This is a genomic window from Burkholderia sp. BCC1996 (assembly GCF_905339955.1).
Lineage (GTDB): Bacteria > Pseudomonadota > Gammaproteobacteria > Burkholderiales > Burkholderiaceae > Burkholderia.
Genome location: NZ_CAJPHM010000007.1, coordinates 332,133 through 346,649 on the forward strand (window position 1 = coordinate 332,133; position 14,517 = coordinate 346,649).

A 14,517-nucleotide genomic window follows, 5' to 3' on the forward strand; every position below is an offset into this window, starting at 1 on the left:
GTGCCGTCAGCGCAACAGGGTCGGGCGCGCCGGGGACGCCACCGTTTCGGCCGCCGGTGCATGCTTCAGTGCAGCCCCGCGGGCGTCGGTGTGCAGATAGGGGAAAGGCTGCGGCGCGAGCATCGTCTGATGCGCACGGACCCGCGCGCCACCGCTGATGGCGGCCATCGCCTGGCGGTCGAGGTCGACGCTTTCGGGAAGATCGTTGATGACGAGCACGCCCATGGTTGACTCCGCGAAATCGGATGGAAGAGGGGCAGCCATGCAGCATCGTGCGATGTGCCGACGTACCGGGAATCTGTCCAGTATAGGTTCGCCGCACGACCGCGCGCGCTGGAAAATCGACCGGGCAGCGCGGGCGCGCGTGGACGGCGAAAACCTGAAGCCGGTTCGCGATCGATCGACGTGAATTCTAGTTCCGGCACCGATTGCACAGGGCGTGACCGCAGACTAGTATGATTTGTTAGACGTCCTGTCAGAAGGCCTGCGGCCGGTGCGGCGCGCAACCGAATTCGTCTGATGATGACGTGGCAGCGTGCGCAGGTTCGATGGTGTCCGGTGCATCAACGACATGTCGCGCTGCACGGGTACGTCGTGGACGGTCCTTGCCCTGGCGGCGCCGCGGGACGCCAAAGCGGGTCGGCAAGCTGAAGCTGAGTAGACGGCATACGAATGATGAGCTTTGCGCAGCTGATTCAGACATTCCAGAGCGGGACGCTGTCGCAGGAAGCGTTCTTCTCGGAGATCGACCGTGTGCTGGCGACCGATCAGGTCGATTGCGCGCGGTTGCGCGAAGTGCTCGACCAGACGCAAACCACGCAGCCGTTGTCGGACGATATCTATGCGGAAGTGCTGAGACGCCTCGAGCGGTGTCGCGACAGAACGGCATCCGCGGGCGACGCGACCCGGATCCAGGAGAGCCCGCTTCGGCCGGACGCGCGTCCGGGCATCGCGCCCGGGCCGTCGGGCGACGCACTGTCCGTCGACGGCGAGCGCGTGAAAGGCATCGGCGATACGCTGAACGGGCGCTTCGTGCTGGAGGAGTGCCTGGGCGTCGGCGGCATGGGTACCGTGTACAAGGCGCTCGACCTGCGCAAGCTGGAGGCGTCGGATCGCAAGCCGCACATCGCGATCAAGGTGCTCAATGTGCAGTTTCGCGGCCAGCCGACGTCGCTGATCGCGCTTCAGCGTGAGGCCCGCAAGGCGCAGACGCTCGCCCATCGCAACATCGTCACCGTCTACGACTTCGATCGCGACGGTCCGCTCGTCTACCTCACGATGGAGTATCTGTCGGGCAGGCCGCTCAGCAAGGTGCTGCGCGCGCCGGACTTCAAGGGCATGCCGCTCGATGCCGCGTTGCCGATCATCGCCGGCATGGGCCAGGCGCTCGCCTACGCGCACGAGCGCGGCTTCGTTCACTGCGATTTCAAGCCCGCCAACGTGTTCCTGACCGACCGCGGTGAGGTGAAGGTGATCGACTTCGGGATTGCGCGCGCATTCCAGCGGCGCGACGAGGATCCCGACGTGACCGTGTTCGACCCGGCGAGCCTCGGCGGCATCACGCCGGCCTATGCGAGCCCGGAGATGTTCGAGCATCTCGAGCCGGATCCGCGCGACGACGTCTACGCGCTCGCTTGCGTCACCTACGAATTGCTGACCGGGCACCATCCGTTCAATCGGCTGTCGGCCACCCAGGCGCGTCACGACCACTTGCGGCCCGAGCGTCATCCCGGTCTCGATCGCACGCAATGGCGAACCTTGAGCGCCGCGTTGTCGTTCGACCGCGCGGCGCGCACGCCCAGCGTCAACCAGTTCCTGGAAGGCATGGGCGTGCTCAAGCCACCCGCCCGGGCATCGGGCGTACGCGTGGGGGTGGCCGTGGGCGCTTGCACGGCGGCGGCGATCGCCGTGCTCTGGTACGGCTACCAGGCGCTTTCGCGCAGCGGTGACGGGCGCCCTGCAACGGATACGGTCGCGCACGCGACCGCCGGCGGCGGGAATGGCGCGACGGCGAGCGCCGGTGCCGGCAGCGCGCCCGCGGCCACCGCGAACGCCGTGCCTGCTGCTGCCAGCGCACCGCCGCCGGCAGCACCGGCACCGACACCCGCACCGGCGATCTCGCTGGCGGCCGTGACGGCTGCGCTGGCGCGCGTACCGTGTTCGGCGCTGGTTGCATCGGTGCAGGATCGCGTGCTGCAGGTGCGCGGTTATACGGAAGCCGGTGTCGGCATCGGCCGCGTGCGCAGCGCACTCGGCGGCCTGGCGGGCGGGCAGGCGGCGAGGCTCGACGTGCGTCCGGTCGATGCCCGCGATTGCGAGGTCGTGAGCGCGCTGGCCCCGTACTGGCGATCGAATCAGGCATCGTCACACGCCGCGTCGCTCCGTACGCGAGCGCCGGACGCGTATCTCGCGGAAGGCAGCCCGCTCGTCATCGACATCACGACACCCGGTTACGAGTCGTACGTGAACGTCGATTACTACGTGCTGAACGGCAGCGTCGTGCATCTCGTGCCGAGCAGCCGCGAACGCGACAACCAGGCGCCGCCGAATTACGCCGCGACGATCGGCAGCATGGGCGAGTGGGTGATCGGGCCGCCGTTCGGCACCGAGATGATCGTGCTCCTCGTCACGCCCGCGCCGCTGTTCGACGGGTTACGGCCTTCATCCGAGCCGCGCGCCGCCTATCTCGCGGCAATCGAGCGGCAATTGAAGCTGTTCGAGGCCAAATACGGCGAGGGGCGCATTGCCGCCGATTTCATCCAGATCACGACGCATGCCAACGGCCACTGAGCGGGCCGATGCGCCGGTCAGCGGCCCAGCGCTTGCGCCGCCTGGTGAATGGCGCGGCGGATGCGGGGAAACGTGCCGCACCGGCATGCGATGTTCTTCATGGCTTCGTCGATCTGGTGGTCGTCGGGGCGAGGGCAGCGCATCAGCAGCGCGGTGGCGGCAATCAGCTGGGCGCTCTGGCAATAGCCGCATTGCACGACGTCGACGGCAATCCACGCATTCTTCAGCGCCCGCGCTTCGACGCCGTCCAGCCCTTCGATGGTGGTGATGCGCGCGCCGTTCAGCGTACCGACCGGCAGCTGGCACGCGGGCACGGCCTGATCGTTCAGGAGCACCGTGCACGCACCGCAGACACCGACACCGCAGCCGAACTTCGTGCCGGTCAGCTTCCGTTCGCACCGAATCACCCAGAGCAGCGGCGTGTCGGGCTCGGTATCGAGGTCAGCGGTTTCCCCGTTGATACGGACTGACACCATCGGTCGTCTCCTTGCCCGGGCGGGCTCGGCTTGATGAGCGGCAGCGTGCGATGACGCACACCCGTGAGCGCATACAGCGCATTCGCCACGGCCGCCGCGATCGGCGGCGTGCCCGCTTCGCCGACACCGTGCGGCTCGGTCCCGCCGGCCAGGACTTGCGTGACGATCTCGGGGCAAGTCTCCATGTTGACCAGCGGATAGCTGTCGAAATACTGCTGCGCGACTTGCCCGTTCTCGATCGTGATCGCCTGCTCCAGCGCGGCCGACAATCCGAAGATGATCCCGCTCTCCATCTGCTGCTCGACCAGGTTCGGATTCACGGCCAGCCCGCAGTCGATCACGCAGAACACGCGCGTCACGCGAAAGCCGTCACCGTCCTGCCGGACTTCGGCGACTTGCGCGACCACGCTGCCGAACGATTCGTGCATCGCGACGCCGCGTGCGCGCCGCGCGCCGGTCTCGTCACGCCACGCCAGCGGCGAACGCCAGTTGGATAGCGCGACGAGCGCCCGCAACACGGCCACGTGGCGCTGGTGCGCCGGCTGCTTCAGCATGTCGAGCCGAAACTGGATCGGGTCCTTGCGAGCCAGCGCCGCCATCTCGTCGATGAAGCTCTCGACGAAGAATGCCTGATGCGAGTGTCCGACGGAGCGCCAATAGCCAACCGGAACCGGGAGCGTCACCGTATTGTGCTGGACGAGAATGTTCGCGCATTCATAGGGCAGGTCGAATGCGCCTTCCGCCGTGGTGGCGTCGGGCAGCCATTTCGCGGCGAGGCCCGGCATGCCGAAGGTGCGCGGCATCGCCTGCGCGCTGATCGACTGGCTCGCCGACACGCCTTTCCAGGCAACCAGCCTGCCGCTCGCATCCACGGCGCCGCTGTATCTCGCCACGCAGGCCGGGCGGTAGAAGTCGTGCGTCATGTCCTGCGGGCGCGACCAGATCGTCTGGACGGGCCGCCCCTTCGCATGAAGCGCGATGGCGGCCGCCTGCGTGATGAAGTCGACCTCGAGCCGCCTGCCGAAGGCCCCGCCGATCAATTGCTGGTTCACGACCACCTTGTCTTCGTCCAGGCCCAGCAGCGCCGCGACTGCCCGGCGTGCCACCATCGGAACCTGCGTGCCGCACCAGATCGTTGCCGCGTCGTCGTCGACCCGCACCGTGCAATTCATCGGTTCCAGCGGCCCGTGAGCCAGGTAGGGCACTTCGTACTGCGCGACGAACGGCTTCGCGTGGCCCAGCGCCGCATCGGCGTCGCCGGCGGCGTAGAACACGTGGCGCCCGTCGTCGCCGTCGAGGGCGCGCGTCAACGCCGCGCGGACGTCCGCGGTATTGACGCCCGCAGCCTGCCCGTGATCCCACGTGACCGGCAACCCGCACAACGTCCGCATGGCGATGAAGGGATTGTCGGCAATGACGGCAACGCCTCCCGTTCCGCCGTGGTATGGCGCGATCGTGAAGACGCCGGTCACGCCCTTCAGGCCGCCGACCCTGGACCGGTCGACCGCCAGTGCCGTTCCGCCGAGTGTCGGGCACATCGTGACGCTCGCATACAGGAGCTTGTCCGGAAGCACGTCGATGCCATAGCGCGCGCTGCCGTCGAGCTTCGCGTGCGCCTCGATTCGGCCCAGCCGTTTCCCGACCAGCATGAAAGTCTTCGGGTCCTTCAGAGCGACATGTGCCGGGCGCGGCACGTCCCGCGCGCGCTCGACAAGTTCGCCGTACGTCGCCGAGCGTCCCGACCGATGCAGCACCACGCCGGCTTTCGTCTCGCATTCGGCGACGGGCACCTGCCAAAGCTGCGCCGCGGCGCTGCGCAACATGATGCGGGCCGTGGCGCCCGCTTCGCGCATGGGCCCCCACAGATCGATCATGCTCGTCGATCCGCCCGTTACCATCGAACCCAGATAGCGTGCGCCGTGGCGCACCAGGACCGCCGCGCCGCGCGCGAGCAGGCTGTCGTCATCGGGACGAAACGGCAGGCCGTCGGCCAGTGATTCGCGGTCCTTGTAGATCGTGTCGAGCGGGGACATGACGATGCGCACGCGCGACCAGTCCGCATCCAGCTCTTCGGCCAGCAACATGGCCGCGCCGGTATGTATCCCCTGGCCCATTTCGGATTTGCTCATGACGATCGTCACGTCGTTAGCGGAACTGATCATCACCCAGCCGTTCAGCGGCACATCGACGCGCGACATCGCCAGCTGCGCGGGTATGGCCAGCCGGTCGTCGCGGCGCCACCACGCCCAGCCGATCACCAGCGTGCCCGCCACGCCCGCACTGCCCAGCACGAAGGTTCTGCGCGTCAACATGAGGTGGCCGCCGACATGTGTTGATCGAGTCACGGCGCCGCCGGCGAATCACGCCACGCGCCTCCGGCATTCAATGTTTCGAACACAATCCGACATTTCATTGCAGCTGCAATCACCTATATTAGTCACTGATCTCGGCAACCGAGAACCTGAATGTGAGGTTCGTTTGAAACAAGCGCTGAAGAGGCGGCCTGCAGCGACCGGATCGACATGCATGGGGTTCCGGGACGCGAAGCGCATCGAGCCGGCCGCTTCGAACGCACCACCGCCGGAGGCCGTCGATGCTCGTCGATGAGGTTCACGCGTTGCTGCTCGGGTTGCCGGCACCGTGGCGAGCAGCGTTCGAACGTCACGGTCTCGACCTGTCCGATTCGGGCACGCCCGAGGAGACGGCGAAGCGACTGAGCCGGCCGCTGCCGATCGACTGGGACGATCCGCGCATTCACGATCTCTGCCCGGACACCACGCGGGCGATCGAGCCCGGCGACCCGGCACGCAGTCTCGTCTATCACATGCTTGCGCTGTCCACGTGCCCGGCGCCGGATGCCGGCGTGCGCCTCGAGGCAATCGACTTGCTGGAGAATTACATCGATTCGCTGGCGCCGTTGCCGCCCGACTGGCAGACGCTGGACATCGCGGTGCTGGCTTACCAGTACCGGCCCGCGCGCCGTACCGGACATCAGCAGCATGCGGACCTCGTGTTCTCGCGACTCGGCATTGCCCGCAACGGCGACGTCGACGCAAGCTACGACGAGCAGGCCCGCAGCTTCGTGCCGCACGTGCCGGACGGGATCGAGCATGTCCGCGCGATGCCGGCGCGCTATGGCGCGTTTCTCGTGCGCCGGGTCACCGGCCCCGGCACGCTCGCGCTGATCGAGGGCAGGCAAGCGGGCGACGATCGGCGCACCTTCGTCGAACCGGTGCGCAAGCTGTTTCCCGATGAATGCCTGCCCGGACGCCGGTTGACGTTGCAATATGGCCACTGCCATCGCGGTGAGAAGCTGAAGCGGGCCGTCGAGGCGCGCTGGGGCGTGCGGCCGTCGCCATCCGGCGATCTGGGCGGCGCACCGTATGCGATCTGCTCCGAGGACGCCGGCACGGCACCGCCTGCCGGCGCGAGCACCCCGGCAGTCGCACTGAAGCGTTCGGGCGCGGCCGTACTCCTGATCCCGGCCGCGCGGCCGCTGATCGAGCCGGTGAACGCCGCCAACTTCGGCGTGCACGGCTTCGGCGTGCCGGCTCGATGGCGGCTGGCCCCGCTCGCCAACCGGCGCTTCACGACGATGAGAATCATCACGAATCTGTGGAAGCTGGTGCTGGCCGCCGTCGACGAAGTGCGGCAGCACTATTTTCCGCATTTCGCGCCCGTCTGGCTTCGATTTCCCGAACCGCGCAATGCACCGGAGTTCATCAACATCCGGCACAAGGCGCATGAGGACGGCTCCTGCACGGATATGCGCGCGCATCCCGTCGACCGACAGGCATTCCTCGGGGAAGTCGGCAAAGGCGGCTATCGCGCGCAGTTGTTTCTGGATCACTGCAGCGAAGGCGTCGTGACGATCCGTATCGCCGAGCTGGCGGGGCACGCGGTACACCCGGCCTATTCGGTCGTTGCCGCGCCGGACTTCTACCCGTATGCCGACCAGGCGGAATTGCAGCGCTGGTTCAAGGACCGTCGGATCGATCCGAAGTCGCAGTTCAGGAGCGGCTCGCCGATATCGCTCAGCGCCGAGCGCCTGCCGGCCAATCCCCATCACGTTGATCCGTTCAGCCATACGCAGGCGTTTTCGCCGCGTGACGAGACGGTCGCCGTCGCGTTCAGCCGGGCGGCACGCTCGGCGCGGCGGCGGGACCGGGACGTGCAGATGCCGCGCATGACCTCGTTTCTGTCGGACGCGTCTTCGGGCGTGTTTGCGCCCGGCTGGGACGTCACCTATGCGGGCAACCGGCGGGGCATCTTCCTCGCCACCTTCGGGCTGGGCAGCCCGTTCGCCGAGGATATCAAGCTGTGCGCGGCCTCCAACAGCTTCTGGCCCGCCGTGAGCCCTGATGCGTCCAGAACCTTCAACCGGAGCGACGCGCCGACCGCGATCCCGATGCTCGACCATGAACTCGGCCTGCATCCGTGTCATCCGCTGGTCACGCGCGGCGACGAGTCGAACACGCGGCGCGGCTGGGACGGCGAATACGGCCCGTACCTGACGCCCGACGGCAGCGTGGATTACGCGGACATCGAACGCTCGGACTACGTCGCCAACGCGCTGCACGGCGAGATGCTGTACGGCGCGTTCGAGCATGTCGATTCGGCCGAACTGATCCGGCGCATCGGTGCATTGCGCCATGCCGTCGCCGCATGCGACCACGGGCAAACGCCGTCGCATACGAAGCTGTGGCTGGTATCCGCACGGGCACTTCGCGAAGCCGACGCTGCGGACGCGCCGGGCGTTGCCGCGCGCTATCGCTTTCTTTTCGTTCTGCCTGCTGCCGATGCGACGCCGGCGCAGCACATGCCGGGACGGCTGCGCGTGCGCTACGGTGAGGCGGTCCGTTGCGATGCGACCGAGGCCCGGGTGATCGGCCCCGTGCTGCGCAGCGCACCGGGGCCGGACGCGCTCGGGCTTTACTGAAGGGAACCGCGATGAATGCGATCGACGTGCTCGTGGTCGGCGACGGGCCTGCCGGATGCGCTGCCGCGATCGCGGCAGCAAGAGCGGGCGGCAACGTGTGGATGCTGGGCCACGGGCGTTCGCGGGCGGCGCCGGAATGCGTGTCCGGCGCCGCGCTCGCGCTGCTCGATCGACTGGCGCCAAGCCTCGCGCGGCAACCGCATACATGGCTCGATGATGTGGCCGATGCGCAGCGGGGACGTGCGGTCATCCGCAGCCGGCTCGACGACGGCCTGCGTGCCGAAGCGCTGGCTGCCGGCGTTCGCTATTCACGTGCGCCCGCCGGCGGGCTTCTCGCGCGTGTCGAACACGGCGCGGTCGTGGGCATCACGCACGGCGACGGCGATGTCGGCGCAAGCACCGTGATCGATGCAACCGGCGTCAACGGGTGGCTGCGTCGCGCGATGCGGCTCGAGGTGGCGACCGACTCTTCGCTGTTCTGGCTTCGCCGCGGCTACGCGCGCGGGCCCGGCACGCACCCCGGCACATACTGGAACATCGCGCGCGGCGGCTGGCTGTGGATGAGGGCGACGTCCACGTTCCGGATCTGGACGTCGCTATCGATGCTGCGCGATGGCGAGATCGCGTGGCCGGCGGACACGACACCCGTCGGACCGGTGTGGCGCGAGGGCAGACGCTGGCAGTGCGTGCGCCGGACCGCGGGCCCGGGCTATATCGTGTGCGGCGATGCGGCGGGTTATCTCGACCCCGCGACAGGAGACGGTTTGCGTTTCGCCATCGCTTCCGGCCTGCGCGCGGGCGCAATGGCCGTCGACGTTTCGCGTCATCCCGGACGGGCAAGCATGCTGGCCGCGCTGTACTGCGACTGGGTGACACACAGCTACGAGCGCAGCAGATCCGTGTTGGCACGGAGTTACGCGCGTGCGGGTCTTGATCTCGGATGGCGCGACGCAGTCCGCTGCGCGGCAGTGGATGCGGCATGAAGGCCGGTTGCGCTTTCGACCATGCAAAGAAGCCCGCCAGCGGGAGCTGGCGGGCTTGAAACGCCGCGGGACGAACCCGCGGCGGGCTGAGGAACTTCGGTACGACTCGATCGAAACACTACTGCGACTGCAAGCATCGCGAAACTTACAAGCCCAGCTTCGCGATGACCTGGCCGCCGAGGTTGTTGATCGAGTTGGTCACGCTGGTGAGATCCTGGTGGGTCGATGCATCGACCTGCGTCACCGGCGCCGTGATGGTATTGGCGCTGGCGAACGAGAATCCGCCGCCGGTCACGATGTTGTTGATACCTGCGTTCTGGAACACGCTACCCCCGCTGACGGAAGCCATTTCCTTGCGGCTGAGTTCGTGGGCGTGGGACAGATCGTTGATCATCAGTGCGGACATGGTCAATCTCCTTGAGTGTGCTGCGGTTTGGAAAGAGCACGTTTCGTTGCGCTCGCAGCTATCAATGCACGGCGCGTGCCAGGCTCTGCTCATACGCGCGGGAAACACATCCAACCTCATGAAAACAAACGAAATTCAATCCGCTCGACGCCATTTCACCGGGTTCGCCGGGCAAGATCGGAGCACGGCGGTGTCGGGTTCTTCCAGACGGTTTCCGCGTCTGCTGTTCTATCCCGGCCAACAGGAACGGGACGTGACGCTGGCGATTCGCGTCGAAGGCATCGATCGGTAGCCGCAGCGTGTGAGCGCCTGCGCAGGAAAGCCCTCGACGCGATACTGCGCCGACGGTCGGCGGCAACCGGCATTGGCGCAACGATCGTCACGAGGTACTTCGGATCACTGAATTTATCGCGTACCATCCGGAATGGCACAACGCATCGGGACTGCCGCGCCGACGGCCAACGGGGCATCGATGCGACCACGCGGCACCATGACTGGCGCCGCGGCGCCATCGCCTCGACGAGGCGAAGCGGATCCGCGTGCAGGGAAGGGAAGTCAAAGGCGCGGCGGGATCAGCCCGGCCGCTGATGGGCGCGGGCGGTGCTGTTGACGGTGCGTCGGCCCGTCTGCCCGTTCATGCCGGCTTCGTTTTTATCATGCAGGAAGCCCGCCAGGGAACACGGCCTGGCGGGCTTTGAACGCCGCGAGGACAACCCCGCGGCGGGCTGGAGCGTTTCGGTCGACGCTGTCGGACACGGTTGCCGCTGAGCGGACATCCGGCGCAGCTTAAAGGCCCAGCTTGCCGACGACCAGGCCGCCGAGGTTGTTGATCGAGTTGGTCACGCTGGTGAGATCCAGGTGGGTCGATGCATCGACCTGGGTGACCGGGGCCGTGATGGTATTGGGGCTCGCGAACGAGAAGCCGCCGCCGGTTGCGATGTTGTTGATTCCGTAGTTCTGGAACACGCTACCGCCGCGGACGGAAGCCATTTCCTTGCGGCTGAGTTCGTGGGCGCGGGACAGGTCGCTGATCATCAGTGCGGACATGATAAATCTCCTAAGTTTGCTGCGGTTTTGGAAGAGAGCACGTTTTCGTTGCGCTCGCAGCTACAAATGCATGGGGCGTGCCAGCCCGCATCACGCCTGCGCGATTGGCGCTTAACCCAATGAAAACAAAGGACATTTCATCCAGCTTCCGATAATTCGCCGCGTGCGCCGGGCAAGCTCGCGGAAAGACGATGTCGGGTGTTGCCAAACAATTTGCCGGGCAACTGTTTCGCGTCATCCAACACGAAGGCGGCGTGGCTGCCCGCATCGGCTTCGCTCCGTCCGGCCTCGCGATGCCGCCGGAAATCCGCGGATGCTTCGGGTCGTTCGTATCGGAACCGTGGCGCACCTGCGTCAGGAGATCGTCGTCATGAGCGCGCTTGAATACGATGTCGTCGTGGTCGGCAGTGGCTTCGGGGGCGCGGTGGCGGCCTGCCGCCTCGCGGAAGCGGGATGGAGGGTGCTGGTGCTGGAGCGTGGCCGGCGCTGGACGCCGAAAACGTATCCGCGCGACGAGGCCGACCCGTGGCTCTGGAACCAGCAGAACCCGCAACGCTTCCACGGCTGGGCCGACCTGCGTGTTTTTTCCGACATGTCGGTGGTGACTGCCGCGGGCGTCGGCGGCGGGTCGCTGATCTACGCCAACGTCTCGGTCGAGGCCAAACCCGACGCCTTCGAGCATGGCTGGCCGCCGGAGATCACGTACGAGGCGCTCGAGCCTTATTACCAGCGCGTGGGCTGGATGCTGTCGGTCCAGGAGGTGCCCGACAACCAGATCAGCGAACGCACCCGCTTGTTGCGCGATGCGGCCGACGCCTGCGGCTGGGGCGATCGGTATCGCAAGTTGCCGCTCGCCGTGTCGTTTTCGTCGACTTACGATCCGTCCTTGCCCGACGCGCGCGACGACCGGCATTCCGTCAGGCACGTCAACGTGCACGGGGTATCGCAAGGCACGTGCGTACACTGCGGCAATTGCGACATCGGATGCCAGGTGTCGGCGAAGAACACGCTCGATCTCAACTATCTGGCCGTGGCCGAGCGCCATGGCGCAACGATCCTGCCGCTGCACGTCGTGCACAAGCTCGAGCCGCTCGGCCAGGGATGGCGCGTGCATTTCAACGTCATCGATCCGGCCGCGGGCAGTTTCATGCCCGGATACGTCACCGCGACCAGGGTGATCGTCAGCGCCGGATCGATCGGCAGCACCGAGCTGCTGCTGCGCTGTCGCGACGCGCATCGCACGCTGCCGAATCTATCGCCGCGGCTCGGCTGGGGCTGGGCCTTCAACGGCGACTTCGTGACGCCGGCCTTCTACGGCAGCCGGAAGATCTCGCCGTCGCACGGCGTCACCATTTCCGCCGCGATCGACCTGCTCGACGGGGCTGCCGACGGTGGTCAGCCTTTGTTCGTCGAGGATGGCGGCGTGCCCAACCTTGCGCATGATTTCGTGCGCCGCCACCTGCAGCGCTCGCACGGCACGGCGATGCGCACGTTCTGGCGCGCCTTCGCGCGCCATTTCGATTGCGACGACCCGGTCGAGAACATGATGCCCTGGTTCGGCCAGGCGATCGATCCAGGAGACGGGCGCATGCGTCTCGGTCGCTGCTGGTTTGCGCCGTGGCGTCGCGTGTTGCGGCTCGACTGGTCGTACGCGCGATCGCAGGCGGTGGTCGATGCGATGGTCGACACGCACCGGCGCCTGTCGGCCGCCACGGGCGGCGAACCCTTCGTCCCTCCGACGTGGAGCGACTTCCACAGGCTGATCACCCCGCATCCGCTCGGTGGTTGCAACATGGGGCTCACGCACGCGGATGGCGTGGTAAACGCGGACGGAAAAGTATTCGGTTACGACGGGCTCTACGTGATGGACGGTGCGACGATCCCGCGCGCGCTCGGGCTGAATCCGTCGCGCACGATCGCCGCATTGGCCGAGCGCAACGTCGCCGTGTTGCTTGGCCGGCGTTAAGCGAAGGTGTTCCGGATCGGCGACGGTTGACGGGGCATCCTGATCGTCACAATGGATCGCGTGGAAACGCGCGCCGAACGCATCGGGATCGGACCGAATATCGATATGATTTCCACGCGCGTACCGTTCGGCGGTCCTGCCTTTGCGAATCGGCAGGTATTGCAGGAGGCAAACACCTATTGTTCGTTGCAAGACGGAGCGATATTGCTTCATCACGAGCAACCGGGTAAATCTGCGCTGCACGGTGGCTACTGCGAGGCGGAGATTGCGTTTGATCGTCTGCAGGCAGGAAAACGTATGCTCAAGCGCCCGGCATCAAGGGCGATGCGACAAATGGCGTTGTGTCGAACGAGGTCGAGGTTACCAAGGTCAGGGAGAGTCCAAATGGGACAGTGCCGCCGCAACTATGCGCGCTTCGTCGTCGCCAGCTCGATCGCCGGTCTGGTCATTCTGGCAGGCGCGGGCCACGCGCACGCCGAGGACAATCCTGAGAGCTCGCCGGCCGGCTTCAAGCCAGCGGAAAGAAAGATCGACGTCTATGCGGTGTATGGCGACGGACGCGCGACCGAGGGCGGCGACATGCATTGGCGTGCGTACGAAGTCGGCTTCGGCGACGTCCTGAACGACTACTTCTCCGTCTATCTCGCGTATCTGAACGAGGGCCATCCGCTGAATCACCACCGCGATGGCTTCGCCGCGCTGGGTTCGTTTCGTTGGCCGCTCGGCAATCGCTTCGCGCTCGAATTGTCGGCCGGGCCGTATTTCAGCATGGACACGACACACGTCGACAACCAGCCGCGCAACGACAAGCGATGGGGCGTGCGTGCGTCTGCAGCGGTGCGGTATTACGTCGTTCCCGACCGCTTCTTCCTCAAGGTGCAGTACAACCACGTGCAGATGATCGGCGGATTCAACTCCGACGCGGTGCTCTTCGGCATCGGCTCGGATTTTGGCGGCGATCCGGGGCCGGCGTTTTCGGACGGCAAGACGCAGGTCGGCGTGTGGGCCGGAACGTCGCAGACGAACCGTCCGCAAGTGCCGATCGAAAAGGGCTACATGGTCGAAGTCAAGCGGCCGCTCGGCAATGCGTGGGCCTATTCGGCGAGCTTCATCTACGAGGGCAACAACGGCGTCGCCGGCCGCAGAGGCGTGGCAGCGCAAATCTGGTACGTCGCGCCGATCAGGAGCAAATGGACGCTTTCGGCAGGCGTAGGTCCGTACCTGTCGCGTGATCGGGACGAGGCCTCGAGCACAACGAGGCTCAACGCGTTGCTCAGCGCACAGGTGACGTATCAGGTCACGCCCGATTGGGCGGCGAGCTTGCGCTTCAATCGCGTCGCAACCGGCAACGACAAGGATCAGGACATGTTCATGGTCGGCGTGGCACGCAATTTCTAGCACTTGTTTTCAAGCGCAGGCGCATTCTGTTCAGAAAGCCTTGCTCGACGAGGCACAGGACCCGGCGGTCAGCGAATCGTACGGAGGCACGGGCAGCGCGCTCGAGCACGGGTGGCGCCTCGACGTTCCCGCGATGCGAATCGAGACGCATGCCCATGCGCGGGCCGGTGCGGCCGTCACCCATATCGCGAACGCAGGCGGCGCTGCGTTGCGATCAGGACTCACCAATGCGCATGACTTTCACACCGTCCACCGATCCCAAGTCGATCGGCTGTCCCTGTCGCCGCGTTTGCCTTCAGGGAGATAAGACTCCGGAAATTCGAGTATCGCGGCGCAACGGGACGACCGGCGAATGAATTCGGGGTCAGGATGCCGGCTCATCGCTCGATCGCCGCGTACAATACGCACGAGCGCCCGTGCAAGGTCTCGCGAGCACGAATAGGCTGCCGAATATCCATCAGGCGCTTGGACGAAACCGGCTTCACCGGTCGATATCGCGAGCCCGTGCGGTC

At 66.3% G+C, this 14,517-nt stretch carries 11 protein-coding genes; 6 read left to right on the forward strand and 5 right to left on the reverse strand.

Annotated elements, in window-relative coordinates; all coding sequences use genetic code 11:
* Positions 1-6 precede the first annotated feature (6 nt).
* Positions 7-225, reverse strand: a complete 219-nt coding sequence (locus U4Z64_RS13305) for a hypothetical protein (RefSeq protein ID WP_124485927.1) — start codon at positions 223-225, stop codon at positions 7-9.
* Positions 226-672: 447 nt separating this feature from the next.
* Here U4Z64_RS13305 and U4Z64_RS13310 point away from each other — a divergent pair, with 447 nt between their 5' ends.
* Positions 673-2,790, forward strand: a complete 2,118-nt coding sequence (locus tag U4Z64_RS13310; protein ID WP_321820195.1) for a serine/threonine protein kinase — start codon at positions 673-675, stop codon at positions 2,788-2,790.
* Between the two features lie 17 nt (positions 2,791-2,807).
* Here U4Z64_RS13310 and U4Z64_RS13315 read toward each other — a convergent pair whose 3' ends face one another.
* Together U4Z64_RS13315 and U4Z64_RS13320 are read right to left on the reverse strand one after the other, a co-directional pair.
* Positions 2,808-3,266 (reverse strand): (2Fe-2S)-binding protein, encoded by a 459-nt coding sequence (locus U4Z64_RS13315; RefSeq protein WP_044848690.1) that lies wholly within the window; start codon positions 3,264-3,266, stop codon positions 2,808-2,810.
* On the reverse strand, positions 3,194-5,578 hold the full coding sequence (locus tag U4Z64_RS13320) for a xanthine dehydrogenase family protein molybdopterin-binding subunit (protein WP_321820196.1): 2,385 nt from the start codon (positions 5,576-5,578) through the stop codon (positions 3,194-3,196). Before U4Z64_RS13320 ends, U4Z64_RS13315 begins: the two co-directional genes overlap by 73 nt.
* A 281-nt stretch (positions 5,579-5,859) precedes the next feature.
* Between U4Z64_RS13320 and U4Z64_RS13325 the strand changes: the two genes are divergently transcribed.
* Both U4Z64_RS13325 and U4Z64_RS13330 read left to right on the forward strand, forming a co-directional pair.
* The gene (locus tag U4Z64_RS13325) at positions 5,860-8,205 is read left to right on the forward strand and encodes a hypothetical protein (RefSeq protein WP_321820197.1); all 2,346 of its coding nucleotides are present in this window, start codon (positions 5,860-5,862) and stop codon (positions 8,203-8,205) included.
* Positions 8,206-8,231: 26 nt separating this feature from the next.
* On the forward strand, positions 8,232-9,188 hold the full coding sequence (locus U4Z64_RS13330; RefSeq protein ID WP_321820198.1) for a hypothetical protein: 957 nt from the start codon (positions 8,232-8,234) through the stop codon (positions 9,186-9,188).
* Between the two features lie 145 nt (positions 9,189-9,333).
* On the opposite strand, the gene U4Z64_RS13335 is transcribed toward U4Z64_RS13330, so the two are convergent.
* The gene (locus U4Z64_RS13335) at positions 9,334-9,594 is read right to left on the reverse strand and encodes a hypothetical protein (RefSeq protein ID WP_044848682.1); all 261 of its coding nucleotides are present in this window, start codon (positions 9,592-9,594) and stop codon (positions 9,334-9,336) included.
* A 118-nt stretch (positions 9,595-9,712) separates the two neighbouring features.
* On the opposite strand from U4Z64_RS13335, the gene U4Z64_RS13340 reads away from it, so the two are divergent.
* Entirely contained in the window at positions 9,713-9,886 is a 174-nt protein-coding gene (locus tag U4Z64_RS13340) for a hypothetical protein (RefSeq protein WP_321820199.1), read from the forward strand.
* A 494-nt stretch (positions 9,887-10,380) separates the two neighbouring features.
* On the opposite strand, the gene U4Z64_RS13345 is transcribed toward U4Z64_RS13340, so the two are convergent.
* Entirely contained in the window at positions 10,381-10,641 is a 261-nt protein-coding gene (locus tag U4Z64_RS13345; RefSeq protein WP_044848681.1) for a hypothetical protein, read from the reverse strand.
* 370 nt (positions 10,642-11,011) lie between these two features.
* Here U4Z64_RS13345 and U4Z64_RS13350 point away from each other — a divergent pair, with 370 nt between their 5' ends.
* Both U4Z64_RS13350 and U4Z64_RS13355 read left to right on the forward strand, forming a co-directional pair.
* The gene (locus U4Z64_RS13350; RefSeq protein ID WP_321820232.1) at positions 11,012-12,607 is read left to right on the forward strand and encodes a GMC oxidoreductase; all 1,596 of its coding nucleotides are present in this window, start codon (positions 11,012-11,014) and stop codon (positions 12,605-12,607) included.
* 384 nt (positions 12,608-12,991) lie between these two features.
* A complete protein-coding gene (locus tag U4Z64_RS13355; protein WP_321820233.1) occupies positions 12,992-14,005 on the forward strand; it encodes a hypothetical protein in 1,014 nt (337 codons plus the stop codon).
* Positions 14,006-14,517: the final 512 nt, after the last annotated feature.

What these genes read in the sequence shown, in the direction of transcription:
- U4Z64_RS13305 (WP_124485927.1), bottom strand. Translation starts at nt 225, where the DNA reads ATGGGCGTGCTCGTCATCAACGATCTTCCCGAAAGCGTCGACCTCGAC.
- U4Z64_RS13310 (WP_321820195.1), top strand. Translation starts at nt 673, where the DNA reads ATGATGAGCTTTGCGCAGCTGATTCAGACATTCCAGAGCGGGACGCTG.
- U4Z64_RS13315 (WP_044848690.1), bottom strand. Translation starts at nt 3,266, where the DNA reads ATGGTGTCAGTCCGTATCAACGGGGAAACCGCTGACCTCGATACCGAG.
- U4Z64_RS13320 (WP_321820196.1), bottom strand. Translation starts at nt 5,578, where the DNA reads ATGTTGACGCGCAGAACCTTCGTGCTGGGCAGTGCGGGCGTGGCGGGC.
- U4Z64_RS13325 (WP_321820197.1), top strand. Translation starts at nt 5,860, where the DNA reads ATGCTCGTCGATGAGGTTCACGCGTTGCTGCTCGGGTTGCCGGCACCG.
- U4Z64_RS13335 (WP_044848682.1), bottom strand. Translation starts at nt 9,594, where the DNA reads ATGTCCGCACTGATGATCAACGATCTGTCCCACGCCCACGAACTCAGC.
- U4Z64_RS13340 (WP_321820199.1), top strand. Translation starts at nt 9,713, where the DNA reads ATGAAAACAAACGAAATTCAATCCGCTCGACGCCATTTCACCGGGTTC.
- U4Z64_RS13345 (WP_044848681.1), bottom strand. Translation starts at nt 10,641, where the DNA reads ATGTCCGCACTGATGATCAGCGACCTGTCCCGCGCCCACGAACTCAGC.
- U4Z64_RS13350 (WP_321820232.1), top strand. Translation starts at nt 11,012, where the DNA reads ATGAGCGCGCTTGAATACGATGTCGTCGTGGTCGGCAGTGGCTTCGGG.
- U4Z64_RS13355 (WP_321820233.1), top strand. Translation starts at nt 12,992, where the DNA reads ATGGGACAGTGCCGCCGCAACTATGCGCGCTTCGTCGTCGCCAGCTCG.